The organism is Caulobacter sp. RHG1, assembly GCF_013181195.1.
GTDB lineage: Bacteria > Pseudomonadota > Alphaproteobacteria > Caulobacterales > Caulobacteraceae > Caulobacter.
The window spans coordinates 110,137-135,990 of sequence record NZ_SMZP01000004.1; the positions used below are offsets into that span (position 1 = coordinate 110,137).

A 25,854-nucleotide genomic window follows, 5' to 3' on the forward strand; every position below is an offset into this window, starting at 1 on the left:
CACCCTCCAAGCTAAGGAACCTGAAGCCTGCTCGCAGGCTTCAGGGGGAAGCATTTTTGCGGTTGCGAACGCGTTTTCCGTGTTATGCTGCGCTGCAATAGATCGCTGTCGCCCTAAGTCTTGCCGACCCGGGAGTTCCGCCATGGTTTCGATCTTTCCTTCTCTTTCCCAGGACGCTTCCGAAGCGCCCGCCGCGCCCCATTGGGCGATCGGCGCGGCCTCGCCGCTGTGGCTGGTGTTCGGCGGCGCGGCCGCGGCCGGCGCCACCTATTGGTGGTGGGCTTCGCGCTGGCGCGAAGCGGTGAACCTGGAGGCCGTGCTGGCTCTCGCGCCCGAACCGGCGACCGTGCCGGCTGAAACGATCGCGGTGCTGGAAGCCGCGCCCGAGCCGGTGATCGAAGCCGTGACCCTGGTCGCCGAGACCACCGAGACGGTTCTGGACGCGACGCAGGAGATTGCCGAGACGGTCGCTGAACCGCTGGTCGAGACCGTGACGGCTGCCAACGAAGTCGCCGTGCAGGCGGTGGTCGAGCCGGTCGCCGCCATCGAACCGGCGATCGCCAAAGCGGTCGAGACGGTCGAAGAGGCCGCGCCAGTCGCCGTCGAAGCCGTCCAGAAGGCGACCGAGACCGCCCTCGACGACCTGACCCGCCTGGTCGGCGTCGGTCCCAAGCTGGCCGCGTCGCTGGGCGAGTTGGGCGTCACCCAGTTCAGCCAGATCGCCGCCTGGACGCCCGATGAACTGGCCTCCTACGACCAGCTGTTGAACCTCAAGGGCCGCGCCGACCGGGAAGCCTGGATCGACCAAGCCAAGCGCTTTGCGGGCGAGGCGGGGGCTTAGGCCGCAAGCCCCCCACCTGACCGCGCGCCAGCGCGCGGTCGTCCGCCCCCAAAGGGGGCGGACGGAACCACAGCCGCGTCTTCCCCCTCTGGGGGAGGAGCGCCGCAGGCGCGGAGGGGGCGAGTCGGGGGATTTGAGCGCCTGATCGCGCGACGTTCATGACCTCGGCGCAAAAAATCAATCGCTTGTCGATTTACGCGCGCCCGAATGATCCGTGCTCATCCCCGCCCCATAACACCTGGCCCCCGTCGTAAGGGTGGGGCGTGTGGCCGGCTAGGACAGAACCACCGCCGTGCCCGAGACCGAGACCATCATCATCGAGCCGTTCGGACCGACGGTGTTGTAGTCGAGATCGACGCCGACGATGGCGTTGGCGCCCAGGGCCTCGGCTTCCTTGACGAGGTTCTTCATGGCGTCTTCGCGGGCCCGGGCCAGCACGCGCTCGTAGGACTTGGAGTGGCCGCCGATGAAGTCGCGGATCGAGGCCAGCAGGTCCAGAACGACGTTGGCGCCCAGGATCGACTGGGCGTAGATCGCGCCCTTGTACTCGCGAACCGGGCGGCCTTCGATGAACGGGGTCGTCGTGATCAGCATCCGGGAATCCTGGCGGGCAACAGGGTTAACTTAAGCGCAAACGCGGCTGTTCGCGAGGGGCTCCCCCAAAACGCGCGACTTTCCATCACGACGTTCGCCCAATGGGGGAATCTGAAGCGCCGCCACTTCCTGCGCGGCTTGGCTTCAGGCAAGTTGCGCCCGTTAACCGTCCGGAGCCGCCTGGTGATCTTCGCCAAATCGCATATCGAGCTGCACAACATCCGCAACAATGTCGAGCGGGTGAAGAAGCTCTCGGACAATGTCGTCGGCGTCGGGCCGTTCGGCGTGGGTCTGGACGGCCTGCTGACCTGGATCCCGGGGGCGGGCGAGCTGTACAGCCTGGGCGCGGGCGGACTGATCGTGCTGGACGCCGTTCGGGCGCGGGCTGCGCCGATGATCGTCGTCCAGATCGTGGCCATCATCCTGATCGACACGGTGGCGGGCATGGTGCCGGTGGCCGGGAAGGCGATCGACGTGCTGTTCACCGGTCACAAGTGGTCGGCCGACATGCTGACCAACCACATGGACGACACCATCTATTTCGAGGGCTCGCGCAAGGACGTGCAGGCCACCCAGGAGTACCGGGACCTGCTGGCCCGGATCCAGGCCGGCAAGGAAAAGCGCCGAGTGGTCTTCCTCGGCTAAGAGCCAGGCAACAAGCGAAGGCCAAGCAACGAGTGGAAGGGGAGGGGCGTTCAGGCAAGCATGACCGACGAGATCTCGTTCTCTTCTTCCGAACGGTCCACGGACCGCCGCGCCAAGGCCCACCGCGCCTGGCGTTCGGCGGAGTCGATCAAGCGTCTTTCCGACCGGCTGATCGGCATCGGCCCTTTGGGCATCGGTCTGGACGGCGTGCTGGCCTGGGTGCCGGGCGCAGGTCTGATCTACGGCGTCGGAGCGGGCGGGCTGCTCCTGGTCCAGGCCTTCCATGCGGGCGCCTCGGCCGGGACCATGGCGCGGATGACCGCCTATCTCGTGGCCGACAATGTCCCTGCCGCCGTGCCGGGCCTGGGCTGGCTGATCGACACCCTGTTCCCCGGCCACCTGATGGCGGCCAAGGCTTTGCAAAAGGATATCGAGGCCAAGCACGGCTTGCCTGACGACGTTGCGCTTGAGCGCTCGAAGAAGCGCCGCGGCCTCTTCCGCAAGAAGGGCGGCTAGAGGGCCAGGCGCGGCCTGGGCGAGGGCCTCGGCGCGGGAAGGCGGTCCTGACGACCGTAGGCGATCTGCCAGACGCCCAGAGCGGTCACGAGGCCCAGGGGCATGGCGATCGCGATATCGATGTGGAAATTGGCCATCGAGCCTCTTCCCGACACGACCGCGCCGGTCACCAGGCCGATGATCGCGGCGGTCCATAAGAAGTGGCGGTCGAAATGGTCGAGCACCGCCCAGCAGCCCACGGCCCCCAGCACGTAGGGCCAGCCGAAGAACAGGCCGAACACCAGCATTGGCCAAGCGTATAGCGCAGCTGTCCCCGGAGCCTTTGGCCCGATTTCCGGTGAGGTCCAATAGAAGATCTGGCCCAGCACCAGGGACGGCAGGACAAAAGCCAGCAGCAGCGCCAGGGCGACGCGAAACTTGGTGGTGCGGCGTGTCGAAGGCGGCATGCGGAACTCTGGATCGTGCTCGACCTCAGGTTACATTGCGCTCGGTTGCGGGCAAGTGGCGATCAGCGAATGATGGGCAGCTCGGCCAGTGCTCCATCGATCAACTCGACGCGGGCGCTTTCGTCGAGAATGCCTGCCTCCTGCATGCGTAAGACGTCGTCCAGCGTGAAGCGGTGCAGCTGCGACGTCTCCAGCAATTGGACGATGACGTTCATGGCCGTGATGCTACACGGCCATGGCCGATCGCTAAGCCGCCGTTCCCTGGCTGTAGCCCAGCTGGACGTTCAGCTTTTCCAGCACCTCGATGGCCGCTTCGGCGATGACCGTGCCGGGCGGGAAGATGCTGGCGGCGCCGGCGTCCAGCAGGGCCTGGAAGTCCTGCGGCGGGATCACGCCGCCGACCACCACGACGATGTCGGAGCGGTCACGGGCGGCCAGCTCGGCCTTCAGTTCCGGCACCAGCGTCAGGTGGCCGGCGGCCAGGGACGAGGCTCCGACCACGTGGACGCCGGCCTTGATGGCTTCCTCGGCGGCCTCGGCGGGGGTCTGGAACAGCGGCCCGATCTCGACCTTGAAGCCGAGGTCGGCGAAGGCGCTTGAGATCACCTTCTGGCCGCGGTCATGGCCATCCTGGCCCATCTTGGCGACCATGATGCGGGGCGCGCCGCCGTGGGCCTCGCGGAAGGCGGCGACCATGGCTCGGGCCCGCGCTGTCTTCGGGTCGGCGCCAGCCTCCTTGCTGTAGACGCCTTCGATCGCCTTGATCACGGCGCGGTGGCGACCGAAGACCTTCTCCATGGCCATGCTGATCTCGCCGACTGTGGCCTTGGCGCGGGCGGCGTCGACGGCCAGGGCCAGCAGGTTGCCAGTCCCACGGGCGCCGTCTTCCAGAGCTTTCAAAGCGCGTTCGGTCTCGGCGGGATCGCGCTCGGCCTTCAAACGGGCCAGCTTTTCCAGCTGCTGCGCGCGGACCGACCCGTTGTCGACCTTCAGCATCGGGATGTCGTCGGCGACCTCGGGCTTGTAGCGGTTGACGCCGACCACGCTCTGCCTGTTGGCGTCGATGCGGGCCTGGGTCTTGGCGGCGGCTTCCTCGATGCGCAGCTTGGGGATGCCCTGCTCGATGGCCTTGGCCATGCCGCCGGCGGCTTCCACTTCCTCGATGTGCGCGAGCGCCTTCTGGGCCAGCTCGTAGGTCAGGCGCTCGACATAATAGCTGCCGCCCCAGGGGTCGGCGACGCGCGTCGTGCCGCTCTCCATCTGCAGGAACAGCTGGGTGTTGCGGGCGATCCGGGCCGAGAAATCGGTGGGCAGGGCCAGCGCTTCGTCCAGGGCGTTGGTGTGCAGGCTCTGGGTCTGACCGTTCACGGCGGCCATGGCCTCGACGCAGGTACGCGAGACGTTGTTGAAAACGTCCTGCGCCGCCAGCGACCAGCCGCTGGTCTGGCTGTGCGTCCGGAGGCTGAGCGAGCGGTCGTCCTTGGGCTCGAACTCGCGCTTCATCAGGCGGGCCCAGAGGAGGCGGGCCGCGCGCATCTTCGCCACCTCCATGAAGTAGTTCATGCCGATGGCCCAGAAGAAGCTCAGGCGTGGCGCGAAGGTGTCGATGCTCATGCCGGCCGCGACGCCGGCCCGGGCGTATTCGACGCCGTCGGCCAGGGTATAGGCCAGCTCCAGGTCGGCCGACGCGCCGGCCTCCTGCATGTGGTAGCCGCTGATCGAGATCGAGTTGAACTTGGGCATGTTCGCCGAGGTGAAGGCGAAGATGTCCGAGATGATCCGCATCGAGGGCGCGGGCGGATAGATGTAGGTGTTCCGCACCATGAACTCTTTGAGGATATCGTTCTGGATCGTCCCCGACAGCTTGTCGGCGCTGACGCCCTGTTCCTCGGCCGCGACGATGTAGAGCGCCAGGATCGGCAGCACCGCGCCGTTCATGGTCATCGACACGCTCATCTTGTCGAGCGGGATTCCGGAAAACAGCGTGCGCATGTCCAGGATCGAGTCGATGGCCACGCCGGCCATGCCGACGTCGCCCTTCACCCGCTCGTGGTCAGAGTCATAGCCGCGGTGGGTGGCCAGGTCGAAGGCCACCGACAGGCCCATTTGGCCGGCCGCCAGGTTGCGGCGATAGAAGGCGTTACTGTCCTCGGCGGTGGAGAAGCCTGCGTACTGTCGCACCGTCCACGGGTTGGTCACGTACATGGTCGGGTAGGGGCCGCGCACGAACGGCGCGACGCCCGGGAAACCGCCGGTGAAGTCTAGGCCCGCTGCGTCTTCGGCGTCGTAGGCCGGGGCGACGGCGACGCCTTCCGGCGTATTCCAGGCCTCGCCCTCAGGGGGGGCTGAGGAGGCGACTTCGGCGAAGTCGATCGTGGTGAAGTCGGGGAACTTGCTCATGGCTCAGGCCCCCTCGAAAGCGGCGGCGAAGCGGACGGGCGTCAGGGGCGGGCACCGGCTGTCGGGACCGGGCAGGCGGACGTCGGGACCGGTCTTGGCGAAGGCGGACGCGTCGGGCGCCTCGACCTCCGGCGTCTTGTCATCGGCATTGGGGAAGACCGTGACGCCCAGAATCTTGCGGGATTTGTCGGCATAGGCGGCTTCCTGGAGGCCGCGGGTCTTGGTCACCGCGTCGGCGATCGCACCGCTCTCCAGCGCCTTGACGATCCCGCCGGCCGTTTCGATCTCCTGGAAGCCGCTCCAGGCAGTGCGGGCCAGTTGGTCGGTCAGACTGTCGAGGTACCAAGCCCCGCCGGCCGGATCGGCGACGCGCCCCAGATTGCTCTCTTCCATCAACACCAGCTGCGTGTTGCGGACCTGGCGGCGGGCGAAGGCGGTGGGCAAGCCGATGGAGTCGGTGAAGGCGTCCAGCACGATCGCGTCGGCCCCGCCGACCGCGCCGGCGAACCCGGCCGAGGTCAGGCGCAGCAGATTGGTCCAGGCGTCGGCCTTGGCCAGCATCCGGCGCGAGGAACGGACCTCGATCTTGGGCGCGACGGTGACGCCGCAGGCCTGCGTGAGCCGCGCCCACATCGCCTTGGCGGCGCGGACCTTGGCGACGCCGGTGAAATATTCGCCGTCCAGGCTGACGCCCAGCACGATGCGGCCGAAGGCGTCTTCCTGAGACAGGCCCGAGCGCACCAGGGCCTTGGCGTAGGCGAGCGCGCTGGCGGTCATCATCGCCAGCTCCTCGGTATTGGATCCGCCGGCTTCATGCGCGGTGCGACCGCTCGCCAGAAACAGGCTGGCCTTGGCGTAGGTCTCGGAGAGGCGCGCGGCGACCGTGGCGGCGTTGAAGACGTGCGCCTCGATCGGGCCCGGGCTGGTTCCGGTCTCGGCGAACGTGCTGAGCGGATCGAGGTGAAAGGCCAGCGGCGCATTCGGAGCGCCCTTGGCCAGGACGCTCAGCCAGTCGGCGGCCTTGGGACCCAGGTAGCCGGCGTCGAGGGACACGGTCGCCAGGTCGATCAGGACGCCCGACAGCGCCTGGGCCAGATCGTCCACGGAACCGATCGCGACGCCGTCCGCGCCCTTGGGATCAATCTTCAGCAGCACCGAGGCCGCGCCGTTCTCCAGGTCGGTCAGGATGTCCCGCGCCGTATGGACCGGATCGGGATGGGCGGCGCGAACGCGCAGGTCCCACGGCCGTTCGGGGTCACGCAGGCGCAGATCGCGGGCCACCGCGACGCCGTCTTCTGCCGTGTACAGCGGCTGGATCGTCAGGCCGTCGGGTGTGGTCACCGTTAGAGCCTCGTCGAAGCTTTGGCCCTTCAGCGTCTTCTCGACCAGGGCCATCCAGCGCGCGCGGGTCGCCGCGTCGCCTTGCGCGCCGAAGTCGTCGGCCAGGGGCGTGGCGGTCACGGCGTTTCTCTCCTGAGGTGCGATATCAGAGGCCATTTTCGAGCGAGTTGCTCCCCTGCCGTAACGACCGTCAAGCCTTGCGCGGGCGGCAAACGGGCGTTTAATCTGATCGTCGTTCATATAGTCGGCGCGGAACGCCGATCACCGAAGGGGGAACTCGCCCATGGCTCTGCCGCCGATCCTGCGTGACCGTCTGCGTCTTCCGGTCATCGCCTCGCCGCTGTTCATCATCAGCAATCCCGATCTGGTGATCGCCCAGTGCAAGGCGGGGATCGTCGGTTCGTTCCCGTCGCTGAACGCCCGCCCGATCTCGCAACTGGACGAGTGGCTGCACCGGATCACCGAGGAACTGGCCGCCTATGACCGCGCACATCCGGAAGCCCCGAGCGCGCCGTTCGCCGTCAACCAGATCGTCCACAAGACCAACAACCGGCTCGAGGAAGACATCGAGATGTGCGTCAAGCACAAGGTCCCGGTGGTCATCACCTCGCTGGGCGCTCGCGAGGATCTGAACCAGGCGATTCATTCCTACGGCGGCATCACCCTGCACGACGTCATCACTGACCGTTTCGCCCGCAAGGCGATCGAAAAGGGCGCTGACGGCCTTATCCCCGTGGCGGCGGGCGCCGGCGGGCACGCCGGCACCCTCTCGCCGTTCGCCCTGATCCAGGAAATCCGCGAGTGGTTCGACGGGCCGGTGGCGCTGTCGGGCTCGATCGCCTCGGGCCGCTCGATCCTGGCCGCCCAGGCCATGGGCGCGGACCTGGCCTATATTGGCTCGGCCTTCATCGCGACCGAAGAGGCCAACGCCATCGAGGGCTACAAGCAGGGCATCGTCGAAGGCCAGGCCGACGGCATCGTCTATTCGAACCTGTTCACCGGCGTGCACGGCAACTATCTGCGCTCGTCGATCGTCAATGCGGGCCTGGACCCCGACAACCTGCCGGTCAGCGATCCGTCCAAGATGAGCTTCGGCTCGGGCGGCAACCAGGAAGCCAAGGCCTGGCGCGACATCTGGGGCTCGGGCCAGGGCATCGGCGCGATCAAGGACGTGCTGCCGGCTGGCGAACTCATCGCCAAGTTCGCGGCGGAGTACGAGCAGGCCAAGGCCGAACTGGCGGCCAAGACGGCGCTTACCTCTGGAAATCACTTGGCTTTCGCCGCCGAGTAGACGGGCGAGCCACGGGGACGGAGCAGCTTCCGTCCCCGCTTGTCGCGGCGGGTCGATGCTGAAGCGGTCTTCAATCCGCTCCAGGAGCCGCACATGTTCGACGACGTCACGCCCCGCCTCGGCCTGCCCTATGTGGTCGCCGCCCAGGCCCAGAAGCACATTCCGATCAACGAGAGCCTGGCCCGTCTGGACGGGCTGGTGCAACTGGCCCTCGAGAGCCGGTCGGTCGCCGTGCAGCCGGCCAGCCCCGTCAATGGCGGGGTCTGGATCGCCGCGTGGCCCGGCCCGCCTGCCGGGACCCTGATGCGCTTCGAGGCCGGCGTCTGGGAGGCCATCGCCCCCGCCGAAGGCGTGCTGGCCTGGGTCAAGGACGAGAACCAGATGGTCGCCTTCGACGGCGCGGCCTGGGTCCCGCTGTCGGCCACCTTCAAGAGCCTGACCGCCGCCCAGACCCCGAACCAGGCCAACACCCGGCTGGAGGTCCTGGAGCAGGAGCTCACGCTGTCCGGCGCGTCGGTCGCGACCAGCATCGCCATCCCCAACCGCGCCATCGTGCTGGCCGTCTCGACCCGCACCACGGCCGCGATCACCGGCGCGGCGTCCTACAATTGCGGCGTGTCCGGCGAGGCCAGCAAGTTTGGCGGTTCGCTGGGCGTGGCCAAGAATTCCAGCAACATCGGCGTGGTCGGGCCGACGGCCTACTACTCAGACACGCCGGTGGTGCTGGCCGCGGTTGGCGGCAGCTTCGTCGCCGGCAAGGTGCGGGTGGCCATCCACGTTCTGCGCTTCGACGCCCCCGCTTCGGCAGTCTGACGCGTTGACGGCGGGGGCGGAGTCGCTTAAACGCCGCCTCACCTTTGGGGAGTAGCCGCCCGCGCCTATCAGCGGGCCCCGCCGTCAACACACTTGGATCCTCGGATCCATGGCGCGGGGAAGGGAAGCGGACCGACAGCGCTTCCTTGGCGAGACCAATGGCGACGATCTCCATCCGGGCCGGCTGGGTATCGACGCTATTGGCATGCGCCCGGCCCAGAGAGTCTTGCGAACCATGGAAGCCTTACTCGTCTCGACGCTGGTCGTGGCCATCGCCGAAATTGGCGACAAAACCCAGCTCCTGGCCATCATCCTGGCCACGCGCTTCAAGAAGCCGATCCCCGTCATTCTCGGTATCCTGGCCGCCACCCTGGCCAACCACGCCCTGGCCGCCACCGCCGGCTACTGGGTTTCGGATTTCCTCAGCGGCGACGTGTTCCGCTGGGCCATCGCCGTCTCGTTCATCGCCATGGCGGGCTGGGCGCTGATCCCCGACAAGGCCGATGACGAGGATGGCGGCAATGTCGGCCGCTACGGCGTGTTCCTGACCACCACCATCGCCTTCTTCCTGGTCGAGATGGGCGACAAGACCCAGATCGCCACCGTCGCCCTGGGCGCCAAGTTCCACTCGATCTTCTGGGTGTCGATGGGCACCACCCTGGGCATGATGCTGGCCAACGTGCCGGCCGTGTATCTGGGCGAAGCGGCGACCAAGATCGTGCCGCTGAAGTATGTGCGCATCGGCGCGGCCGTAATCTTCCTTCTGCTGGGCCTTTGGCAGGCGGCGGAACTTCTGGGTCTGTTGAAGTAAGCGCCCCAGACGCTAAGAGGGGCGGAGCAAGGAGTTCCGCCCCTCATGACCGAAGATCCGCGCGGCTGGGAGTTCTGGATCGACCGGGGCGGCACGTTTACAGACATCGTCGCGCGACGTCCCGACGGTTCGCTGGTCACCCACAAGCTGCTGTCGGAAAATCCCGAGCACTATGCCGACGCGGCCGTCGCCGGCGTTCGGGCGTTGTTGCCGCAGAGCGCAACGATCGACGCGGTGAAGATGGGCACCACCGTCGCCACCAACGCCCTGCTCGAGCGCAAGGGCGAACCGACGGTTCTGGCGATCACGGCGGGTCATGCCGACGCGCTGCGGATCGGCTACCAGGCGCGGCCCAAGCTGTTCGAGCGCAATATCGTCAAGCCCGAGGCCCTGTACGACCGCGTCGTCGAGATCGACGAGCGGATGAGCGTCGAGGGGCAGGTCCTGCGGCCGCTGGATGTGCCCGCCTCGCGAGCAGGCTTGCAGGCCGCGTTCGACGCCGGCTTCCGGGCGATCGCCATCGTGCTGCTGCACGGCTTCCGGTTCACCGACCACGAGGCGCGGGTGGTGGCGATCGCCCGCGAGATCGGCTACACCCAGGTCTCGGTCAGCCACGAGGTTAGCCCGCTGATGAAGCTGGTCGGGCGCGGCGACACCACCGTGGTCGACGCCTATCTGTCGCCGATCCTGCGCCGCTATGTCGACCAGGTGGCCGGCGCGCTGGGCCACGACACGCGCCTTCTCTTCATGCAGTCGAACGGCGGCCTGACCGATGCGCGGGCCTTCCGGGGCAAGGACGCCATCCTGTCGGGTCCGGCCGGCGGCGTGGTCGGCATGGCGCGGACGGCGGGCGAGGCCGGCTTCGAGCGGGTGATCGGCTTCGACATGGGCGGCACCTCGACCGACGTCTGCCACTATGCCGGCCAGTACGAACGGGCCTTCGAGACCGTGGTGGCCGGGGTGCGGATGCGCGCGCCGATGATGAACATCCACACTGTGGCGGCGGGCGGCGGCTCGATCTGTTCGTTCGATGGGGCGCGGCTGCGCGTCGGCCCGGCCTCTGCCGGCGCCGTGCCAGGACCGGCGGCCTATCGCCGAGGCGGACCGCTGACGGTCACCGACTGCAACGTCATGCTGGGCAAGCTGCGGCCGGAGTTCTTCCCGCAGGTGTTTGGTCCCAATGCCGACCAGCCGCTGGACGCCGAGGCGGTGACGCGCGGCTTCGAGGCGGTGGCCAGTGAGATCACGGCCGCGACCGGCAAGGCCATGACCCCGCAGGAGATCGCCGAGGGTTTCGTCACCATCGCCGTCGAGAACATGGCCAAGGCCGTGCGGCAGATCTCGATCCAGCGCGGCTACGACGTCACCCGCTATGTCCTGGCCTGTTTCGGCGGGGCGGGCGGGCAGCACGCGTGCCTCGTGGCCGACACCCTGGGCATGACGAAGGTGATGATCCACCCATTTGCCGGGGTGCTCAGCGCCTACGGCATGGGCCTGGCCGACCTGCGGCTGATCCGCGAAGAGACGGTCGAGCGGCCGCTGGACGACGCGGGCGATCTCGCCGCGCGGGCGACGGTTCTGGCAGCTGAGGCAGGGGCGGCCTTGCGCGCACAGGACGTGCCTATGGCCTCGGTCGAGACCGTCGCCAGCCTGCGGGTGAAGTACGCCGGGACCGATACGCCGCTCGTCGTGCCGTTCGGCGACAGGGTGCGCGAAGAGTTCGAAGACCTGCATCATCGCCGGTTCGGCTTCACTTCGCCGACGACGCCGCTGGTGGTCGAGACTTTGTCGGTCGAAGCGATCGGACATTCGGACGCCGGTTCCGAACCGGATTTTGAGTCCGGCGCGTCTCTCAGTGCTGACGCCCTGGCGCACGTCGAAACTCGGATGGCCGGAGCCAACCATACGACCCCCGTCTTCGACCGCGAAGCCCTCGCCGTCGGCGCTGAAATCCTCGGCCCGGCCATCATCCGCGAGGCCACCGGCACGACCATCGTCGAGCCCGGCTGGCGCGCCACCGTCGACGCCCGCCTGAACCTGATCCTCGACCGCGTCGTCTCCCTGCCGGCCCGCAAGGCGATCGGGACACAGGCCGATCCGGTCATGCTGGAGGTGTTCAACAACCTCTTCATGGCCGTGGCCGAGGAGATGGGTTTCGCGCTGCAGAACACCGCCTATTCGGTCAACATCAAGGAGCGGCTGGACTTCTCCTGCGCTCTGTTCAGTCGCGACGGCGACCTGATCGCCAACGCGCCACACATGCCGGTGCATCTGGGCTCGATGGGCGACAGCGTGCGGGCCATCCGCGATGCGCGCGAGCACGACGGCCGGGGCATGAAGCCCGGTGACGTCTACATGCTCAACGCGCCCTACAACGGCGGCACTCACCTGCCGGACGTGACGGTCGTCATGCCGGTGTTCGATGCGGCGGGCGCTCTGCTGTTCTATGTCGCCGCGCGCGGCCACCAGGGCGACATCGGCGGGATCACGCCGGGCTCGATGCCGCCGACCAGCAAGACGGTCGAGGAGGAGGGCGTTCTGATCGAGAACTTCCTGCTGGTCGAGGGCGGGCGGTTCCTAGAGGCAGAGACCCGATTCCTGTTGGCCTCCGGCCGCTGGCCGGCGCGCAATCCCGACCAGAACATCGGCGACCTGAAAGCCCAGATCGCCGCCTGCGCGCGCGGGGCCGAGGCGCTTACCGGCATGGTCGCCGAGTTTGGCCAGGACGTCGTCGAGGCCTACATGGCCCACGTCCAGGACAATGCCGAGGAGGCCGTTCGCCGCGTGCTGGCGACGATGCGGAGCGGATCGTTCGCCTACGCGCTGGACGATGGTTCGGTGGTGAAGGTGGCGATCGAGGTCGACCAAGAAGCGCGTACCGCCCGCGTCGACTTCACCGGCACCAGCGACCAGGTCCCGACAAACTTCAACGCTCCGGCCTCGATCTGCCGGGCGGCGGCGCTGTACGTATTCCGCACCTTGGTCGGCGACGAGATCCCGATGAACGACGGCTGCCTGCGGCCCGTCGAGCTGGTCATTCCCGAGGGCTCGATGCTGCGGCCGCGCTATCCGGCGGCGGTGGTGGCTGGCAATGTCGAGACCAGCCAAGTCGTGGTCGACGCCCTCTATGGCGCTCTGGGCGTGATGGCCGGGGCGCAGGGGACGATGAACAACTTCACTTTCGGCGACGACCGGCGGCAGTACTATGAGACCATCTGCGGCGGCTCGGGCGCGGGGCCGGACTTCGCGGGGACCGATGCGGTCCAAACCCACATGACCAACAGCCGACTGACCGATCCCGAGGTGCTGGAGACCCGTTATCCGGTGCTGGTCGAGGCCTTCTCGATCCGGCGCGGCTCGGGCGGGCAGGGCGCCTATCGCGGCGGTGACGGCGTGGTGCGCAAGATCGGCTTCCGCGAGCCCATGGTCGCGACCTTGCTGTCCAACCGCCGGCGCGTACCGCCGTTCGGGCTGGAAGGCGGCGGAGCGGGCGAAGTCGGCGCGGCGCGGATCGAGCGGGCCGACGGTTCCGTTCAGGCGATGGCCGCCACCGACCTGGTCGAGGTCGCGGCGGGCGACGCCATCGTCATCGAGACGCCGGGCGGCGGCGGTTGGGGGAAGGCGTGATGGCCAAGGCTGCTGTTCTCTTCGTCTGCCTGGGCAACATCTGTCGCTCGCCCCTGGCCGAGGGCGCGTTCCGGGCCGAGGCCGATCGACTGAGCCTGGAGGTCACGGTCGACAGCGCCGGCACCGGCGGCTGGCACAAGGGCGAGGCCCCTGACCCCCGCGCCATCGCCGTGGCCCGTCGCAACGGCGTCGACATCAGCGGCCTGAAGGCGCGCGAGGTGAAGCCCGACGACTTCCGGACCTTCACCCACATCTACGCGCTGGACCACGACAACCTGCGCGGCCTGCTGCAGGTCGCGCCGGCGGACGGGACGGCCCAGGTTGGGTTGCTGCTGGATCTGGTGGCGGGCCATGAGGGGCGAGCCGTAGCCGATCCCTACTATGGCGACGACGCCGGCTTCGACGTGACCTGGAGCGACGTGGTCATGGCCTCACAGGCCCTGACGCGGAAGCTGGCGGACGAAGGCTGGCGCTAAGCGGCTAGTGCAGCGTCGGGCGCTTCACGGGCGCAACCGGCGTTTCCGGCTCGTCGAAGCGCATCGGCAGCGCCTTGCCTTCGTGCGACAGGGCCATGTTCAGGAAGCGGGCCGAGACGGTGACCGACTCCGGCATCACCACCAAGGCCTCCAGTAGCCGGCCGGCCATTTCGGGAGAGGCGGGGCAGACGCCGCAGGCGGTGACCAGGCGTTGCTCGTCCTCGGCGTAGCCTTTGCAACAAGGCGCTGAAACGCAAAGCGGGCGGCGCACCTGTCCCTCGATCGCCGTCATCATCAGGATGAAGGCAGCGGCCACTCGTGGGGAGACGAGCGTGCCGGCTTCGCGGGACAGGCGCGCCCCGGGCTCCTGGCCCAAGACCCGCGCCGTCACCCACTGACGCAACATCCACAGGACGATCCGCTCGCCTTCGGAAAGGCCATGGGGGCCGCAGTGGCTGTAGTTCAGTCGGGTAAATTGGTCGGGCCGCACGCCGGAAATCTCCTCGCCCGGGGCAGGGGGCCGACACCCACCTGGGCGAACCGATTTCGGTGAGCGGCCCGACACGCGTCTTGCGAACGCTTCGCAACTAAACAGTATGCGATTTTGCGAGTCAATCTCAAAAAGCGAAGCGCCGAAATTATCCGCCGAATCCGCCGCGATAGCTGCTGCCGCTGGTGGCGTAGCTGCGTCCGCCGCCGAAGCCGCCGCGCGAGACCACCGACGTGCGGGTCTGGACCTTGGGCGGGGCGTTGCGAATGGCGTCCGGCGGATCGATGCCCTCGCGGCTGATGACGGTCTTACCTGAGCCGTAGTCGCGGCCGAGGCGTCCGCCATAGGTCGAGTAGTAGCCGCCGCCGTACTGGTCGTCGCGACGGTACATGCCGGTGCCGCGATAGCCGCCGCCATCCAGCATCCGCCCGATCACGAAGCCGGTCAGCAGGGGCGTGAAGAAGCTGCCGCCGCCGCTCTGGCTGGTCTTCGGAACGCAGTTGCCGGCGCCGTAGACCTCTTCGCAGGTGGCGCGTTGGTCGTAGCGTGGGGCGTTCTTCTCGTCGTCGGCCTTGGCGGCGGCGAAGCTGGTTTCGCACTGCTGAGCGGTGACCTCCTTGGCCTCCTTGCACTCTTCCAGCGACTTGTAACTGAAGGCCTCGACCTGCTCGCCGCGATTGGGATCCCAGCCGGCCTGGGGCGTGGGGCCGGGATCGTCGCAGCCGGCCAGGGTCAGGGCCGTGGCGCTGGCCAGCATGGTGGTCAGCTTCAGCGAATTGGAGCGTTTGCGCGGCGCGCTATTGGGAGCGGTCATGATGGCGGCCCCTTACGAGGTCATGCAGGCGGCGTTCAGCAGGCCGACCGCGATGGAGATGCCAGCCATATAGACGCCGATCGAGACCTCGTTGTTCTCGACCCGGGCCTTGATGTCCTGGAGGGCGATGAAGCGCACGCCGGCGAAGACGGCGATCTGGATGACGCCGGCCAGGGTGGCCCAGGCGCTGAACTCGATCAGGCTGAAGGTGTGGCTGAGCGCGGAAGCCAGCGGCAGGACGTAGCCGATTAGTGCGCCGGCCAGGGCGATGGCGGCGGTCATGTTGCCCTGCCGGATCAGCTCCTTCTCATTGTACGGCGTCACCCACTGGTAGATGTACTTGAAGGCGAGCGTGAACAGGCCGGCCGCGACGAAGGCCATCAGGAAGGCGGTCGCGCCTTGCTGGAAAGCGGTGAAGTCGAACATCTGGTTTGCGCCCCTAAGCTCTGAATTCGCCGACCGACAGCGGCAGGCCGATCATGGTCTCGTTGGTGACGTCCTTGCTGTCTTCGGGCTCCAGCGTCAGCGCCAGAAGCAGCTCGCGTCCGTCGCCGCCGGCGAGGTCGCGATGGAACAGCATGGTGGTCTGGAACAGGCGACGGTCGGGCGTGGCGGCGTCACGATCGTAATAGACGTCTTCCCACAGGGTGACCGGATCCTGCTGCTCGGCCTCGTCGCCAAACCACAGCCGGGTGTAGGCGGGCAGGCCTTCGGGCTGGAAGGTGCGGGCGCGCAGGCGAGCGGTCCACAGGTCACGGTCGCTGCGGTCGGCCGGATACTCGCTGGCCCATGGCACGAAGACGGTGAAGTCGTTGGCGCGCTGACCCTCGCGGTCGTCCGAGACCACTTGGAACAGGATCTCATCGTCCGTGTAGAAGCGATGCACGAACGCGCCGTCGTTCAGCTGGATCAGGCCCTGGGCGGTGATTTCCAGCGTGTCGCGGTCGAGCGCGAACTTGGTCTCCGCGCCCAGGCGACGCCAGGCCAGAGGATCCAGCACGACGGTTCGGCCGATCGTCACATTGCGGATGACGGGCAGGGCGGGGCGGGCCGCATTGTCTTTCTTGCCGAAGAGCTTTCCGAACATCCGGGCCCTCGAAAACTAGCCTGGCGGCCCTATCTGGAAGGCGACGCCGAAAGGCCCGAAGGTGGGTTGCCCTCGGGTGAACTCGGGGTGCAGGATGACGTCGATCCCTGCCTTGTCAAGCGTACATGTTATGCGTACATGTAACGCCATGCCTGCCAAGATGACGAGAGGCGCTCAGGCCGCCGAAAGGACCCGCGCGTGGCGAGAAGCCCGCCGGAGCGCCGGCTTCGTGAAGATCGAAGTCTGGGCGCCGGCGGCGTGCAAGCCTGACATCCTTTCGGCCGTACAAGCCATCGTCGTCGAGTCGGTCCGCGGGCCGAAGCTGAAGACCAATCCCTATCCTCCCGAGGGTCATATGGACGCCGTTATCGACACCGCCTGGACGATCCACAGCCTGCGCCGCGCGCTGGAAGAGAGCGCCCTGGTGCGCCCCGACGAGTTGGTCGCCACCGTCATCGAGGGCGTCGAGCCCGTGCTGATGGTCGTCATGCAGGAGTATGGCGACCTGCCGGTCTATGTCAGCGGCGGCGAGCTGCAACTGACGGTCTCGACCATCCTGTGGCCCTGCGACGAGCAGAACGACCGGGCCGAGTTCAACGAATTCCTGCTCAAGGCCCAGAAGGTGGTGCCGCTGTCGAACTTCGGCATCACCACGATCGAGGGCCGTGACTATTACGAGCTGATGGGCGAGATCTCGTCCAAGACCACCCTGCAGACCCTGGTGATCGAGCTGCGAACCCTGGCCGACAACGCCATCGCCGCCGCTAGCGACCTGCGCGATTCCTTCGAAAAGAGCCGCGGCGCGGCCGCCTGATAAGCGATCTGGAGATCTGATATGTCGATCTGGAGCAAACTCTCCGCGCTCTTCCGCGGCACGGCCCATGACGGGGCCCAGACCATCGTGGACGCCAATGCGCTGCGCATCCTCGACCAGGAAATCCGCGACGCCGACAACGCCCAGGGCAAGGCCCGGGACGAGCTGGCCAAGCTGGTCGCCCGCCGCCGGTCGCTGGAGACCGAGGTCGCCCAGCTGACCGACCAGTCGCGCAAGTACGAGGCTTCGGCGCGCGCGGCGATGAACAAGGGCGACCAGGCCCTGGCCCTGGAAGTCGCCCAGCGCATCTCCGACCTCGAGACCGACGCGACCCAGAAGTCGACGCAGATGACCGAGCTGCGCACGGCCGAGGAGCGGCTGCGCACGATCATCGCCCAGACCGACACCAAGGTCGAAGCGCTACGCCGCGAAATCGAAATCGTAAAGGTCAACGAGAGCGTCCAGAAGGCCCAGGCGGCCGTCATCTCGCGTTCGGGTTCGGCCAGCGGCGTCGTCGGCTCGGCCGCCGATAGCTTGAAGCGCATCAAGGAGCGTCAGTCGGTTCGCGAGGAGCAGTTCCGCCTGCACACCGAGTCCGAAGACCGCAAGACCGGCGCCGACCTTGACGCCAAGCTGGCTGCAGCCGGCATCCTGCCGGGCGGCGGCGGCGCGGAAGACGTGCTGGCCCGCCTGATGGCGCCGAAGGACGAGGCTCTGCCCGCCCCGATGCTGGCCATCGAGGACAAGCAGAAGGTGGCCAAGGACGGTTCGGAAGCCTGATGCGCCGCATCGACCTGACGCCTCGGCCCGACTGGAAGTCCAAGGCCGAGGCCGTCGGCTTCACCTGGCATCACGCCGACGGCATGCGCTACTGGGACGAGCGGGCGGCCTATGCCTTCACGCTCGAAGAGGTCGAGGGCCATATCGAGCCCGCGACCGAGGCGCTGCACAAGCTATGTCTTGAGCTGGTCGAGGACGCCGTCGGCAGCGACGCCCTGATGGCGCGCCTGCAGATCCCCGAGGCCTCGCGCGACATGGTCGCCGCTTCTTGGAAGGCCCGCGATCCATCGCTGTATGGCCGGTTCGACTTCTTTTACGACGGCGCCGGCCCGCCCAAGCTCTACGAGTACAACGCCGACACGCCGACCAGCGTGTTCGAGGCTGGCGTGTTCCAGTGGCTGTGGCTGGAGGACCTGATCGCCCAGGGCGTCCTCCCCGAGAGCACTGACCAGTTCAACAGCGTGCACGACCGGCTGGCCGAGCGGTTCAAGGAAATCTTCCCGAACGGCGGCTTCGTGCACTTCGCCAGCGACGCCGACTTCGTCGAGGATCGGCAGACCGTGCGGTTCCTGGAGGACATGGCGACCCTGGCGGGCCTGGAGCCCAAGTTCGTGCCGATCAAGGAGATCGGACTGGACGCTGACGGCCGCTTCGTCGACCAGGACAACTACATCATCGGCGCGATCTTCAAGCTGCATCCCTGGGAAGAGATGCTGCGCGAGCCCTATGCCGCCAACATCGCCGGCTCCAAGACCCTGTTCCTGGAGCCGCCCTGGAAGGCGGTGCTGTCGAACAAGGCGCTGCTGCCGCTGCTCTGGGAGCGCTGCCCGGGTCACCCGAACCTGCTTGAGACCTATTTCGACGACGATCCCAAGGTCGAGCGGTTGGGCAACAGCTACGCCCGCAAGCCGCTGTTCAGCCGGGAAGGCGCGAACGTCGAGCTCTACAAGGACGGTCGCAAGGGCCGGGTGCTTGACCTGGGCTATGGCGAGGAAGGCTGGATCCGCCAGGAACTGAAGCCGCCGCCCAAGTTCGGCGCCAACTATCCGGTGATCGGTTCGTGGGTCATCGGCGACCAATCGGCCGGCATGGGCGTGCGCGAAGACCGCAGCCGCGTGACCCGCGACCGCTCGCGGTTCATTCCGCATATCATTGAAGGCTGAGGCTGCATCCAGATGATCCGTCGCGCCACCGCTCTGTTCCTGTCTGCGAGCCTGCTGGCCGCGCCGGTCTTCGCCGGCGTCATCGGGACCAACGTCCCGGCCCAGCCGATCACCGCTGAGCGGATCGCGGCCCTGCCGTCCGCCCAGCAGCCGGCGTGGAAGGCCTATCTCGCCCGTTCGATCGCCCAGGAGAAGGCCGACCGCGCGGCCTTGGCCGCCGAGCTGAAGCCCGGCCAGGTCGCTCCGCCGCCGCCCGAGTCGGGCCATGGCGACAGCGGCATGGCGCTGAGCAAGGACGCGGCTTGGTACGGTTCGGCGGAGGCGCGCCACGTCGCCGACGTCATTGTCAGCTTCCAGACCCCGGCCGGCGGCTGGAGCAAGAACCAGGACCGCCAGGGCGCCCTGCGCCTGCCGGGCCAGCCCTACGCCTCGGACAACAATTCAAAGCATCTGAGCGAAGCCGACTTCGACGCCGCCCGTGATCCCCGTTGGGGCTATGTCGGCACTCTGGACAACGGCGCGACCATCACCGAGCTGCGCTTTCTCGCGAAGGTCGCCGCCCAGGCTCCTGGCAAGGACGGCGAAGCCTATCGCCAGAGCTTCCTGAAGGGCGTGCGCTATCTGTTGGCCGCGCAGCTGCCGAATGGCGGCTGGCCGCAGGTCTGGCCGCTGCAGGGCGGCTATCACGACGCGGTCACCTTCAACGACAACGCCGTCTCCGAGGCCGCCGGCCTGCTGACGGATGTCGCGGGCGGCCACGCCGAGTTCGCCTTCGTGCCCGCCGACCTGCGCGGCCGGGCCCGCGGCGCCGCCAAGAGGGGGCGCGAGGTCATCCTCGCCGCCCAGATCCGCGTCGACGGCAAGCCGGCCATCTGGGGCCAGCAGGCCGACCCGTTCACCCTGGCTCCGGTGGCCGGGCGCAACTACGAGCCGCCGGCCATGGCCAGTGGCGAGAGCGCCGACCTGCTGCTGTATCTGATGAGCCTGTCGGACCCGACACCGGCCGAGGTCGCGGCGGTGCATGCTGGCGTGGCTTGGATGAAGGGCGCGGCGCTGATGGGCAAGGCCTGGGTCGTCGACAAGGACGACCCGCGCGGCGGTCGTCGCCTGATCGACCAGCCGGGCGCGGGTCCGCTGTGGTCGCGCTACTACGACACCCGGGGCAAGCCGGTTTTCGGCGAGCGCGACAAGACCCTGCGCGACGACGCCAACGAGCTGTCGCCCGAACGCCGCCGCGGTTACAGCTGGTTCGGCACGGGTCCGGCCAAGGCGATCGCCGCCTATGACGCGTGGGCCAAGGCGCACCCGGCCGGCTAGAGACCGCGCAGGATCCGCACGGCCTCGGCCACCGACGCCTGCTCGGTGTCGCGCAGCGTGGGCGGCACGAAGCCCATCCGGCCCAGCTGGGAGTCCGGATCGGCGCCGGGGACGGGGCCGCCGAACGAGCCGTGTACTTCGCGCACGCCGGTGCGGCGGACGAGGTCGGCGATGTTGCCGGGGCGCACGCCCGCGCCGGCTAGGATGGCGATGCGGCCGGCGGCCTGCTCGACCAGGGCGGCGATCGCCTCGGCGCCCGCCTCGGCCGTCAGCGCGCCGCCCGAGGTCAGGATGCGTTCGAAGCCGAGCGCGATGGCGGTCTCCAGCGCCACGGCCTGGTCGGGGACCAGGTCGAACGACCGGTGCAGGGTCACGCCCAGGCCCTGCGCATGGGCGACCAGCAGCTCCAGCGCCTCCAGGTCCAGCTGGCCGTCGGGCAGGTTGGCGCCGATCACCACCCCGGCCAGGCCGTAGGCGCGCACGGCGTCGATGTCGCGCCGCATGGCGTCCAGGTCGCCGGCGTCGTAGCAGAAGTCGCCATTGCGCGGCCGGATCATCGGATAAATCGGGATCGGGGCCTGGGCCGCGATCGCCATCAGGCCCGGCGCTGGGGTCAGGCCCTGCAAGGCCAGCGCCGCGCAAAGTTCGATCCGATCGGCCCCGCCGGCGATCGCCGCCGCCAGTCCGGCGGGCGTGTCGACACAGACTTCCAGCAGAATGCGGTCGGCGGACATTGCAAAGCTCCCGGTCGTGCTACGGATTCGGCGCGGACTGTTGGAGCACGAGAATGTTGAATCGCAGAGGCCTGATCGGCGCGTCGCTCGTCGGATCCACCTTGCTGGGCGCCAAGGCGTCGGGGGCGGAAGCCACGACCAAGCTGGACGGTCCGTGCGTGATTTCCACCTGGGACTTCGGCGTCGCCGCCAACCAGGCGGCCTGGGCGGTGCTGTCCAAGGGCGGCCGGGCGCTGGACGCGGTCGAGGCCGGCGCGCGCGTGCCCGAGCAGGACCTGAAGAACCACACCGTCGGTCGCGCCGGCTATCCCGACCGCGACGGCCACGTCTCGCTGGACGCCTGCATCATGGACGCGCAGGGCAACTGCGGTTCGGTGGCGGCGCTTGAGCATATCGCCCATCCGATCTCGGTCGCCCGCCGGGTGATGGAGAAGACCCCGCACGTGATGCTGGTCGGGGCCGGCGCCCTGCAGTTCGCGATCGAGCAGGGTTTCCCGCGCGAAGAGCTCCTGACGCCGGAATCCAAGGCCGCCTGGGAAGCGTGGAAGACCGACGCCAAGTACGCGCCCAAGGCCAATATCGAGAACCTCGACTATCGCTCGACCACCGGTCAGTTCGGCACGCCGGGCGGCGCGGGCAACCACGACACCATCGGCATGCTGGCCATCGACGCCCAGGGCGACATCGCCGGGGCCTGCACCACCAGCGGCATGGCCTGGAAGATGCGTGGCCGGGTCGGCGACAGCCCGATCATCGGTGCGGGCCTCTATGTCGACAACGAGGTCGGCGGCGCCACCTCGACCGGCGTCGGCGAAGAGGTGATCCGCAATGTCGGCAGCTTCCTGGTCGTCGAACTGATGCGCCAGGGCCGCTCGCCCGAGGCCGCCTGCCGCGAGGCCGTCGAGCGGATCCTGCGCAAGAAGCCCCACGCCAAGGACTTCCAGGTCGGCTTCCTGGCCGTGAACAAGCAGGGCGAGGTCGGCGCCTGGGCGATCCAGTCCGGCTTCACCTACGCCCTGTGTGACGGCAAGAGGCAGGACCTGCTGTTGCCCGGTAAGGCGACGTATCAGGTGGGTTAGCCAAACTGGATAGGCGGGGCGAGAACGCGGCGATAGGGTGCTGCTCCCAGTGCTCAGAGGGAGAGACCGCGCCATGTGCGATGACGATATCCACCAAGGCCTCGTTCACGACCCCAGCGTCTCGCGCCGCATGTTCGGGCTGATGACCGTGGCGGCCACCGGGGTCGCCACCGTCGCCCGCGCCGACGACAAGGTCGAGGAACGCGACGTCACCATCAAGACCCCGGACGGCGTGGCTGACGCGGCGCTGTTCTATCCGAAAGGCAAGGGCAAGTGGCCGGCCGTGCTGGTGTGGCCCGACGTCATGAGCCTGCGGCCGGTCTTCCGCGACATGGCCCGCCGCCTGGCCGCCGCCGGCTATGTGGTGCTGGTCCCCAACCTCTATTACCGCGTCAAGAAGGCGCCGGTGATCGAGGGCAGCTTCAACTTCGCCAACCCCGAAGACCGCGCCAAGATCACGCCGCTGCGGGCCACCGTCACCCCGGCCGGCACCGACAAGGACGCCGTGGCCTATGTCGCGTTCCTTGACGCCCAGGCCCAGACCGACAAGTCCAAGAAGATCGGCGTGCAAGGCTACTGCATGGGCGGTCCGCTGTCGTTCCGCACGGCCGCGGCTGCTCCCGGCCGCATCGCTGCGGTGGCCAGCTTCCACGGCGGCGGCCTGCTCACGGCCGACGCCGACAGCCCGCACCTGCTGATCCCCAAGACCCACGCCCGCTACCTGATCGAGATCGCCGACAACGACGACAAGAAAGAGCCGGACGTGAAGGATAAGCTGAAGGCCGCCTTCGCCGAGGCCAAGCGACCCGCGACGGTCGAGGTCTTCGAGGGCGCGGCCCACGGTTGGACCGTCAAGGGCAGCCAAGTCTACAACGAACCCGCCGCCGAGAAGGCCTGGAGCAACCTGCTGGCGCTGTACAAGGCGTCGCTGGGATAAGCCGATCGAGAAGGGCTCGGCCAAGGTCGGGCCCTTTTCTTTTGCACTGTATCAAATTTCTTCGGCGCTGCGCTTGAGGTTGGATAGGTAGGATGCTATCTAATTTAGATAGGAAGCTACCTATCTAAAAGATCGTTGTTCCATGACCCCGCCTCGCACCGTCGATGAACGTATCTTCGCCCGCACGCTGCTCCGTCTGGCGCGCGTCTACCGGCGGGAGGTCAATCGCGCCCTCGGGGCTCACGGCATCTCGGACGCCAAGGCCATGCCGGTGCTGAGCATCGCGCGCGCTGGCGGCGGTCTGCGTCAGGGCGTGCTGGCCGAGGAACTGGGTGTCGAAGGGCCGTCGCTGGTCCGCATCCTGGATCAGCTGTGCCAGACCGGCCTGGTCGAGCGCCGCGACGATCCCACCGACAAGCGCGCCAAGACCCTGCATCTGACCGCCGAGGGCGAGGCCTTGGCCACCGTCGTCGAGGACGCCGTCCAGGTCGTCCGCGCCCAGATGCTGATCCAGGTCAGCGACGCTGATCTCGCCGCCACCCTGCGGACCTTCGCGGCCTTCGAGGCCGCCCTGGACGTCGCAGCCGGGCAGGGGGGCTGAGGCCAAACCCCATGCTTCCGAAGTTCAATCGGTTCACGCTGCTGTTCTCGGTGAACAGTTTCGCGGCGGCGCTGCTCGCCCTTTATATCGGGTTCGCCCTGGGCCTGCCGCGGCCCTACTGGGCGATGGCGACGGCGTATATCGTCAGCCAGCCGCTGGCCGGGGCCGTGCGGTCCAAGGCCGTCTATCGCGTGCTGGGCACCATGCTGGGCGCAGCCGCCGCGGTCGCCCTGGTGCCCAATCTCGTCAACGCGCCGTGGCTGCTGTCGCTGGCCTTGGCGCTGTGGGTCGGGGCCTGCCTGACCATCTCGTTGCTGGACCGCACGCCGCGCAGCTATGTCCTGATGTTGGCGGGCTACACGGCGGCCATCATCGGCTTTCCCAGCGTCAGCCAGCCCGGCGCGGTGTTCGACGTCGCCGTCTGGCGCGTGGTCGAGATCGGCTTAGGCATCCTGTGCGCCACCCTGGTTCACAGCCTGGTGTTCCCGCAGCCGGTCGGCACGGTGCTGAAGCAGCGCCTGACCACCTGGCTGGGCGAGGCCGACCGCTGGGCGCTGGACGTGCTGCGCGGCCAGGACGCCGAGGCCATCGCCCGGGACCGCCGCCACCTGGCCGCTGCCGCCAGCGAGATCCAGATGCTGGCCGTCCACCTGCCGTTCGACACCTCGCGCCTGCGCGAGACCACCGGCGTCGTCCGCGCCCTGCATGAGCGCATGCTGCTGCTGATCCCGCTGCTGTCGGGCTTGGCCGACCGCATGGAAGCCCTGCGCGAGGTGCAGGACGACGGCGTGCGCGGCGCGCTGAACGAAGTCGTCGCCTGGATCGAGGCCGGCGGTCAGCGCGACGCGGGTCTCGACCTGATCGAGCGCCTGAAGGCCCTGGCCGTCGCCCGTCGCGGCGCGGCCTGGTCGAGCCTCCTGCTGGAAAGCCTGCTGGTGCGTCTGTCCGACACCGTTCGCGCCCTGGCCGAGGGCCACGCCCTGATGGCCCGCCTGAACGATCCCGACGCGCCGCTGTCGCCGCATCTGGACGCCTCGACCCGGGCCAAGGGCCTGAACCCGATGCACGCTGATCTGCCGCTGGCCCTGCTGTCGGGCGGAGCGGCGGTGATCGCCATCCTGCTGTCGTGCGCCGTCTGGATCCTGTCCGGCTGGGGCGATGGCGCCGCCGCGCCCGTCATGGCCGCCGTCTTCTGCTGCTTCTTCGCGGCGATGGACGACCCCGTGCCGGCCATCAAGAGCTTCGGGATCTTCTCGTTGGCCGCCCTGCCTCTGTCGGCGATCTACATGTTCGCCATCCTGCCGGCGATCGACGGCTTTCCCCTGCTGCTGGCGGTGATGGCTCCGCCGCTGATCTTCATCGGCCTGTACATTCCCGATCCCAAGCGGATGGGCGCGGCCCTGGCCGTGTTGATCGGCTTCTGCAACGCCCTGGCCTTGCAGGAAACCTTCAGCGCCGATTTCGCCAGCTTCCTGAACGGCAACCTGGGCCAGTTCGTCGGCCTGCTGTTCGCCATCGTCGTCACGGCGGCCCTGCGCTCGATGGGCGCGGACGCCAGCGCCCGGCGCCTGCTGGTCCGCACCTGGAGGGGCCTGTCGCGCCTGGCCCGGGCCCGCCAGGCGCCCGAGCCCGCCGCCTTCGCCGCCATCCTGGTCGACCGTCTGGGCATGCTGACGCCGAAGCTGGCCGAGGCCGGCCCGCGTCAGGATTTCGTGGGCGTCGACGCTTTGCGCGATCTGCGGATCGGCATGAACCTGGTCGCCGTCCAGGCCGCGCGTCCCGACCTGCCGCCCGAAGGCCAGGATCGTGTGGACGCCGCGCTGGACGGGGTGGGCGAGCATTTCGCCAGCCTCGCCGCCGGCCGTCGCCACGCGCCCAGCCCCGACCTTCTGACCTGCATCGACGCAGCCCTTCGCGGCCTGTCGATCGCCCCCGCGGCCTCGGCCGTCAACGGCGTCTCGGGCCTGGTGGGCCTGCGCCGCAACCTGTTCCCGGAGGCGCCCGCCTTCGTTCCGGAGACCGCCCGATGACCGGAGAACTGAACATCGACGGGGTCTTCCTGTCGTCCGTCCTGGTCTCGGCCGTGCTGGCCCTGGCCGCCTCGTTCGTGCTGCGGCGCGCGCTGTCCAAGGTCGGCGCCTACCGGTTCGTCTGGCACCCGGCGCTATTCGACACCGCCCTGTTCGTCATCCTCTGGGCCGCGATCGTCGCTGTCCCTTCACCCCTGAAGTTCTGAC

General features: G+C 68.2%; 27 protein-coding genes. 17 read left to right on the forward strand and 10 right to left on the reverse strand.

Annotation, left to right across the window (positions count from 1 at the left end; genetic code table 11):
• Positions 1–142 precede the first annotated feature (142 nt).
• Positions 143–841, forward strand: a complete 699-nt coding sequence (gene phaH / locus E1H18_RS11615; protein WP_172268045.1) for a phasin PhaH — start codon at positions 143–145, stop codon at positions 839–841.
• A gap of 273 nt (positions 842–1,114) precedes the next feature.
• Here phaH and E1H18_RS11620 read toward each other — a convergent pair whose 3' ends face one another.
• The gene (locus E1H18_RS11620) at positions 1,115–1,435 is read right to left on the reverse strand and encodes a YbjQ family protein (RefSeq protein ID WP_172268048.1); all 321 of its coding nucleotides are present in this window, start codon (positions 1,433–1,435) and stop codon (positions 1,115–1,117) included.
• 180 nt (positions 1,436–1,615) lie between these two features.
• On the opposite strand from E1H18_RS11620, the gene E1H18_RS11625 reads away from it, so the two are divergent.
• Together E1H18_RS11625 and E1H18_RS11630 are read left to right on the forward strand one after the other, a co-directional pair.
• Positions 1,616–2,080 (forward strand): DUF4112 domain-containing protein, encoded by a 465-nt coding sequence (locus tag E1H18_RS11625; RefSeq protein WP_172269545.1) that lies wholly within the window; start codon positions 1,616–1,618, stop codon positions 2,078–2,080.
• A 60-nt stretch (positions 2,081–2,140) separates the two neighbouring features.
• On the forward strand, positions 2,141–2,596 hold the full coding sequence (locus E1H18_RS11630) for a DUF4112 domain-containing protein (protein WP_172268051.1): 456 nt from the start codon (positions 2,141–2,143) through the stop codon (positions 2,594–2,596).
• Here E1H18_RS11630 and E1H18_RS11635 read toward each other — a convergent pair.
• The 4 genes from E1H18_RS11635 to E1H18_RS11650 all read right to left on the reverse strand — a co-directional run bounded on the left by E1H18_RS11635 (position 2,593) and on the right by E1H18_RS11650 (position 6,837).
• On the reverse strand, positions 2,593–3,042 hold the full coding sequence (locus tag E1H18_RS11635) for a hypothetical protein (protein ID WP_172268054.1): 450 nt from the start codon (positions 3,040–3,042) through the stop codon (positions 2,593–2,595). The genes E1H18_RS11630 and E1H18_RS11635 overlap by 4 nt on opposite strands.
• 62 nt (positions 3,043–3,104) lie before the next feature.
• Entirely contained in the window at positions 3,105–3,257 is a 153-nt protein-coding gene (locus tag E1H18_RS11640) for a hypothetical protein (protein WP_172268057.1), read from the reverse strand.
• A 31-nt stretch (positions 3,258–3,288) separates the two neighbouring features.
• Entirely contained in the window at positions 3,289–5,442 is a 2,154-nt protein-coding gene (scpA, locus tag E1H18_RS11645) for a methylmalonyl-CoA mutase (RefSeq protein ID WP_172268060.1), read from the reverse strand.
• Positions 5,443–5,445: 3 nt separating this feature from the next.
• Positions 5,446–6,837 (reverse strand): methylmalonyl-CoA mutase family protein, encoded by a 1,392-nt coding sequence (locus E1H18_RS11650; protein WP_241736012.1) that lies wholly within the window; start codon positions 6,835–6,837, stop codon positions 5,446–5,448.
• Positions 6,838–7,066: 229 nt separating this feature from the next.
• On the opposite strand from E1H18_RS11650, the gene E1H18_RS11655 reads away from it, so the two are divergent.
• From E1H18_RS11655 to E1H18_RS11675, 5 genes are all read left to right on the forward strand, one after another.
• Positions 7,067–8,074 (forward strand): nitronate monooxygenase family protein, encoded by a 1,008-nt coding sequence (locus tag E1H18_RS11655; RefSeq protein ID WP_172268066.1) that lies wholly within the window; start codon positions 7,067–7,069, stop codon positions 8,072–8,074.
• A 93-nt stretch (positions 8,075–8,167) separates the two neighbouring features.
• A complete protein-coding gene (locus tag E1H18_RS11660) occupies positions 8,168–8,887 on the forward strand; it encodes a DUF2793 domain-containing protein (protein ID WP_172268069.1) in 720 nt (239 codons plus the stop codon).
• Positions 8,888–9,122: 235 nt separating this feature from the next.
• Positions 9,123–9,698, forward strand: a complete 576-nt coding sequence (locus E1H18_RS11665) for a TMEM165/GDT1 family protein (RefSeq protein WP_172268072.1) — start codon at positions 9,123–9,125, stop codon at positions 9,696–9,698.
• Between the two features lie 45 nt (positions 9,699–9,743).
• The gene (locus tag E1H18_RS11670) at positions 9,744–13,325 is read left to right on the forward strand and encodes a hydantoinase B/oxoprolinase family protein (RefSeq protein ID WP_172268075.1); all 3,582 of its coding nucleotides are present in this window, start codon (positions 9,744–9,746) and stop codon (positions 13,323–13,325) included.
• Positions 13,310–13,801, forward strand: a complete 492-nt coding sequence (locus E1H18_RS11675; RefSeq protein WP_172268078.1) for a low molecular weight protein-tyrosine-phosphatase — start codon at positions 13,310–13,312, stop codon at positions 13,799–13,801. The genes E1H18_RS11670 and E1H18_RS11675 overlap by 16 nt, the downstream gene beginning before the upstream one ends.
• Before the next feature lie 4 nt (positions 13,802–13,805).
• On the opposite strand, the gene E1H18_RS11680 is transcribed toward E1H18_RS11675, so the two are convergent.
• The 4 genes from E1H18_RS11680 to E1H18_RS11695 all read right to left on the reverse strand — a co-directional run bounded on the left by E1H18_RS11680 (position 13,806) and on the right by E1H18_RS11695 (position 16,192).
• Complete coding sequence (locus tag E1H18_RS11680) at positions 13,806–14,291, reverse strand: hypothetical protein (protein WP_172268082.1); 486 nt, start codon at positions 14,289–14,291, stop codon at positions 13,806–13,808.
• Between the two features lie 148 nt (positions 14,292–14,439).
• Positions 14,440–15,105, reverse strand: coding sequence for a DUF1190 domain-containing protein (locus E1H18_RS11685; protein ID WP_172268085.1), 666 nt, complete (start codon positions 15,103–15,105; stop codon positions 14,440–14,442).
• Positions 15,106–15,117: 12 nt separating this feature from the next.
• Entirely contained in the window at positions 15,118–15,531 is a 414-nt protein-coding gene (locus tag E1H18_RS11690; RefSeq protein ID WP_172268088.1) for a DUF350 domain-containing protein, read from the reverse strand.
• A gap of 13 nt (positions 15,532–15,544) precedes the next feature.
• Entirely contained in the window at positions 15,545–16,192 is a 648-nt protein-coding gene (locus E1H18_RS11695; RefSeq protein WP_172268091.1) for a YjfK family protein, read from the reverse strand.
• 148 nt (positions 16,193–16,340) lie between these two features.
• Here E1H18_RS11695 and E1H18_RS11700 point away from each other — a divergent pair, with 148 nt between their 5' ends.
• Genes E1H18_RS11700 through pelA form a run of 4 tightly spaced genes read left to right on the forward strand, consistent with a single transcriptional unit; the run spans position 16,341 to position 20,266 of the window.
• On the forward strand, positions 16,341–17,006 hold the full coding sequence (locus E1H18_RS11700) for a YjfI family protein (RefSeq protein ID WP_172268094.1): 666 nt from the start codon (positions 16,341–16,343) through the stop codon (positions 17,004–17,006).
• 21 nt (positions 17,007–17,027) lie between these two features.
• Positions 17,028–17,786: a PspA/IM30 family protein gene (locus tag E1H18_RS11705; RefSeq protein ID WP_172268097.1), complete on the forward strand. Its 759-nt coding sequence runs from the start codon at positions 17,028–17,030 to the stop codon at positions 17,784–17,786.
• Positions 17,786–18,949: a glutathionylspermidine synthase family protein gene (locus tag E1H18_RS11710; RefSeq protein WP_172268100.1), complete on the forward strand. Its 1,164-nt coding sequence runs from the start codon at positions 17,786–17,788 to the stop codon at positions 18,947–18,949. The genes E1H18_RS11705 and E1H18_RS11710 overlap by 1 nt, the downstream gene beginning before the upstream one ends.
• Before the next feature lie 12 nt (positions 18,950–18,961).
• On the forward strand, positions 18,962–20,266 hold the full coding sequence (gene pelA / locus E1H18_RS11715) for a pectate lyase (protein WP_172268103.1): 1,305 nt from the start codon (positions 18,962–18,964) through the stop codon (positions 20,264–20,266).
• Here the strand turns inward: pelA and E1H18_RS11720 are convergent.
• Complete coding sequence (locus E1H18_RS11720; protein WP_172268106.1) at positions 20,263–21,000, reverse strand: copper homeostasis protein CutC; 738 nt, start codon at positions 20,998–21,000, stop codon at positions 20,263–20,265. The two genes, pelA and E1H18_RS11720, sit on opposite strands and share 4 nt — an antisense overlap.
• Before the next feature lie 53 nt (positions 21,001–21,053).
• Here E1H18_RS11720 and E1H18_RS11725 point away from each other — a divergent pair, with 53 nt between their 5' ends.
• From E1H18_RS11725 to E1H18_RS11745, 5 genes are all read left to right on the forward strand, one after another.
• Positions 21,054–22,079, forward strand: a complete 1,026-nt coding sequence (locus E1H18_RS11725; protein ID WP_172268109.1) for a N(4)-(beta-N-acetylglucosaminyl)-L-asparaginase — start codon at positions 21,054–21,056, stop codon at positions 22,077–22,079.
• 73 nt (positions 22,080–22,152) lie between these two features.
• Positions 22,153–23,016, forward strand: coding sequence for a dienelactone hydrolase family protein (locus E1H18_RS11730; protein ID WP_172268112.1), 864 nt, complete (start codon positions 22,153–22,155; stop codon positions 23,014–23,016).
• A gap of 142 nt (positions 23,017–23,158) precedes the next feature.
• Complete coding sequence (locus tag E1H18_RS11735; RefSeq protein ID WP_172268115.1) at positions 23,159–23,617, forward strand: MarR family winged helix-turn-helix transcriptional regulator; 459 nt, start codon at positions 23,159–23,161, stop codon at positions 23,615–23,617.
• Positions 23,618–23,628: 11 nt separating this feature from the next.
• Entirely contained in the window at positions 23,629–25,647 is a 2,019-nt protein-coding gene (locus E1H18_RS11740) for an FUSC family protein (RefSeq protein WP_172268118.1), read from the forward strand.
• Positions 25,644–25,853, forward strand: coding sequence for a DUF1656 domain-containing protein (locus E1H18_RS11745; RefSeq protein ID WP_172268121.1), 210 nt, complete (start codon positions 25,644–25,646; stop codon positions 25,851–25,853). The genes E1H18_RS11740 and E1H18_RS11745 overlap by 4 nt, the downstream gene beginning before the upstream one ends.
• Position 25,854 lies beyond the last annotated feature (1 nt).

What these genes read in the sequence shown, in the direction of transcription:
- phaH (WP_172268045.1), top strand. Translation starts at nt 143, where the DNA reads ATGGTTTCGATCTTTCCTTCTCTTTCCCAGGACGCTTCCGAAGCGCCC.
- E1H18_RS11620 (WP_172268048.1), bottom strand. Translation starts at nt 1,435, where the DNA reads ATGCTGATCACGACGACCCCGTTCATCGAAGGCCGCCCGGTTCGCGAG.
- E1H18_RS11630 (WP_172268051.1), top strand. Translation starts at nt 2,141, where the DNA reads ATGACCGACGAGATCTCGTTCTCTTCTTCCGAACGGTCCACGGACCGC.
- E1H18_RS11635 (WP_172268054.1), bottom strand. Translation starts at nt 3,042, where the DNA reads ATGCCGCCTTCGACACGCCGCACCACCAAGTTTCGCGTCGCCCTGGCG.
- E1H18_RS11640 (WP_172268057.1), bottom strand. Translation starts at nt 3,257, where the DNA reads ATGAACGTCATCGTCCAATTGCTGGAGACGTCGCAGCTGCACCGCTTC.
- scpA (WP_172268060.1), bottom strand. Translation starts at nt 5,442, where the DNA reads ATGAGCAAGTTCCCCGACTTCACCACGATCGACTTCGCCGAAGTCGCC.
- E1H18_RS11650 (WP_241736012.1), bottom strand. Translation starts at nt 6,837, where the DNA reads ATGGCCCTGGTCGAGAAGACGCTGAAGGGCCAAAGCTTCGACGAGGCT.
- E1H18_RS11655 (WP_172268066.1), top strand. Translation starts at nt 7,067, where the DNA reads ATGGCTCTGCCGCCGATCCTGCGTGACCGTCTGCGTCTTCCGGTCATC.
- E1H18_RS11660 (WP_172268069.1), top strand. Translation starts at nt 8,168, where the DNA reads ATGTTCGACGACGTCACGCCCCGCCTCGGCCTGCCCTATGTGGTCGCC.
- E1H18_RS11665 (WP_172268072.1), top strand. Translation starts at nt 9,123, where the DNA reads ATGGAAGCCTTACTCGTCTCGACGCTGGTCGTGGCCATCGCCGAAATT.
- E1H18_RS11670 (WP_172268075.1), top strand. Translation starts at nt 9,744, where the DNA reads ATGACCGAAGATCCGCGCGGCTGGGAGTTCTGGATCGACCGGGGCGGC.
- E1H18_RS11685 (WP_172268085.1), bottom strand. Translation starts at nt 15,105, where the DNA reads ATGACCGCTCCCAATAGCGCGCCGCGCAAACGCTCCAATTCGCTGAAG.
- E1H18_RS11690 (WP_172268088.1), bottom strand. Translation starts at nt 15,531, where the DNA reads ATGTTCGACTTCACCGCTTTCCAGCAAGGCGCGACCGCCTTCCTGATG.
- E1H18_RS11695 (WP_172268091.1), bottom strand. Translation starts at nt 16,192, where the DNA reads ATGTTCGGAAAGCTCTTCGGCAAGAAAGACAATGCGGCCCGCCCCGCC.
- E1H18_RS11700 (WP_172268094.1), top strand. Translation starts at nt 16,341, where the DNA reads ATGCCTGCCAAGATGACGAGAGGCGCTCAGGCCGCCGAAAGGACCCGC.
- E1H18_RS11705 (WP_172268097.1), top strand. Translation starts at nt 17,028, where the DNA reads ATGTCGATCTGGAGCAAACTCTCCGCGCTCTTCCGCGGCACGGCCCAT.
- E1H18_RS11710 (WP_172268100.1), top strand. Translation starts at nt 17,786, where the DNA reads ATGCGCCGCATCGACCTGACGCCTCGGCCCGACTGGAAGTCCAAGGCC.
- pelA (WP_172268103.1), top strand. Translation starts at nt 18,962, where the DNA reads ATGATCCGTCGCGCCACCGCTCTGTTCCTGTCTGCGAGCCTGCTGGCC.
- E1H18_RS11720 (WP_172268106.1), bottom strand. Translation starts at nt 21,000, where the DNA reads ATGTCCGCCGACCGCATTCTGCTGGAAGTCTGTGTCGACACGCCCGCC.
- E1H18_RS11725 (WP_172268109.1), top strand. Translation starts at nt 21,054, where the DNA reads ATGTTGAATCGCAGAGGCCTGATCGGCGCGTCGCTCGTCGGATCCACC.
- E1H18_RS11730 (WP_172268112.1), top strand. Translation starts at nt 22,153, where the DNA reads ATGTGCGATGACGATATCCACCAAGGCCTCGTTCACGACCCCAGCGTC.
- E1H18_RS11735 (WP_172268115.1), top strand. Translation starts at nt 23,159, where the DNA reads ATGACCCCGCCTCGCACCGTCGATGAACGTATCTTCGCCCGCACGCTG.
- E1H18_RS11740 (WP_172268118.1), top strand. Translation starts at nt 23,629, where the DNA reads ATGCTTCCGAAGTTCAATCGGTTCACGCTGCTGTTCTCGGTGAACAGT.
- E1H18_RS11745 (WP_172268121.1), top strand. Translation starts at nt 25,644, where the DNA reads ATGACCGGAGAACTGAACATCGACGGGGTCTTCCTGTCGTCCGTCCTG.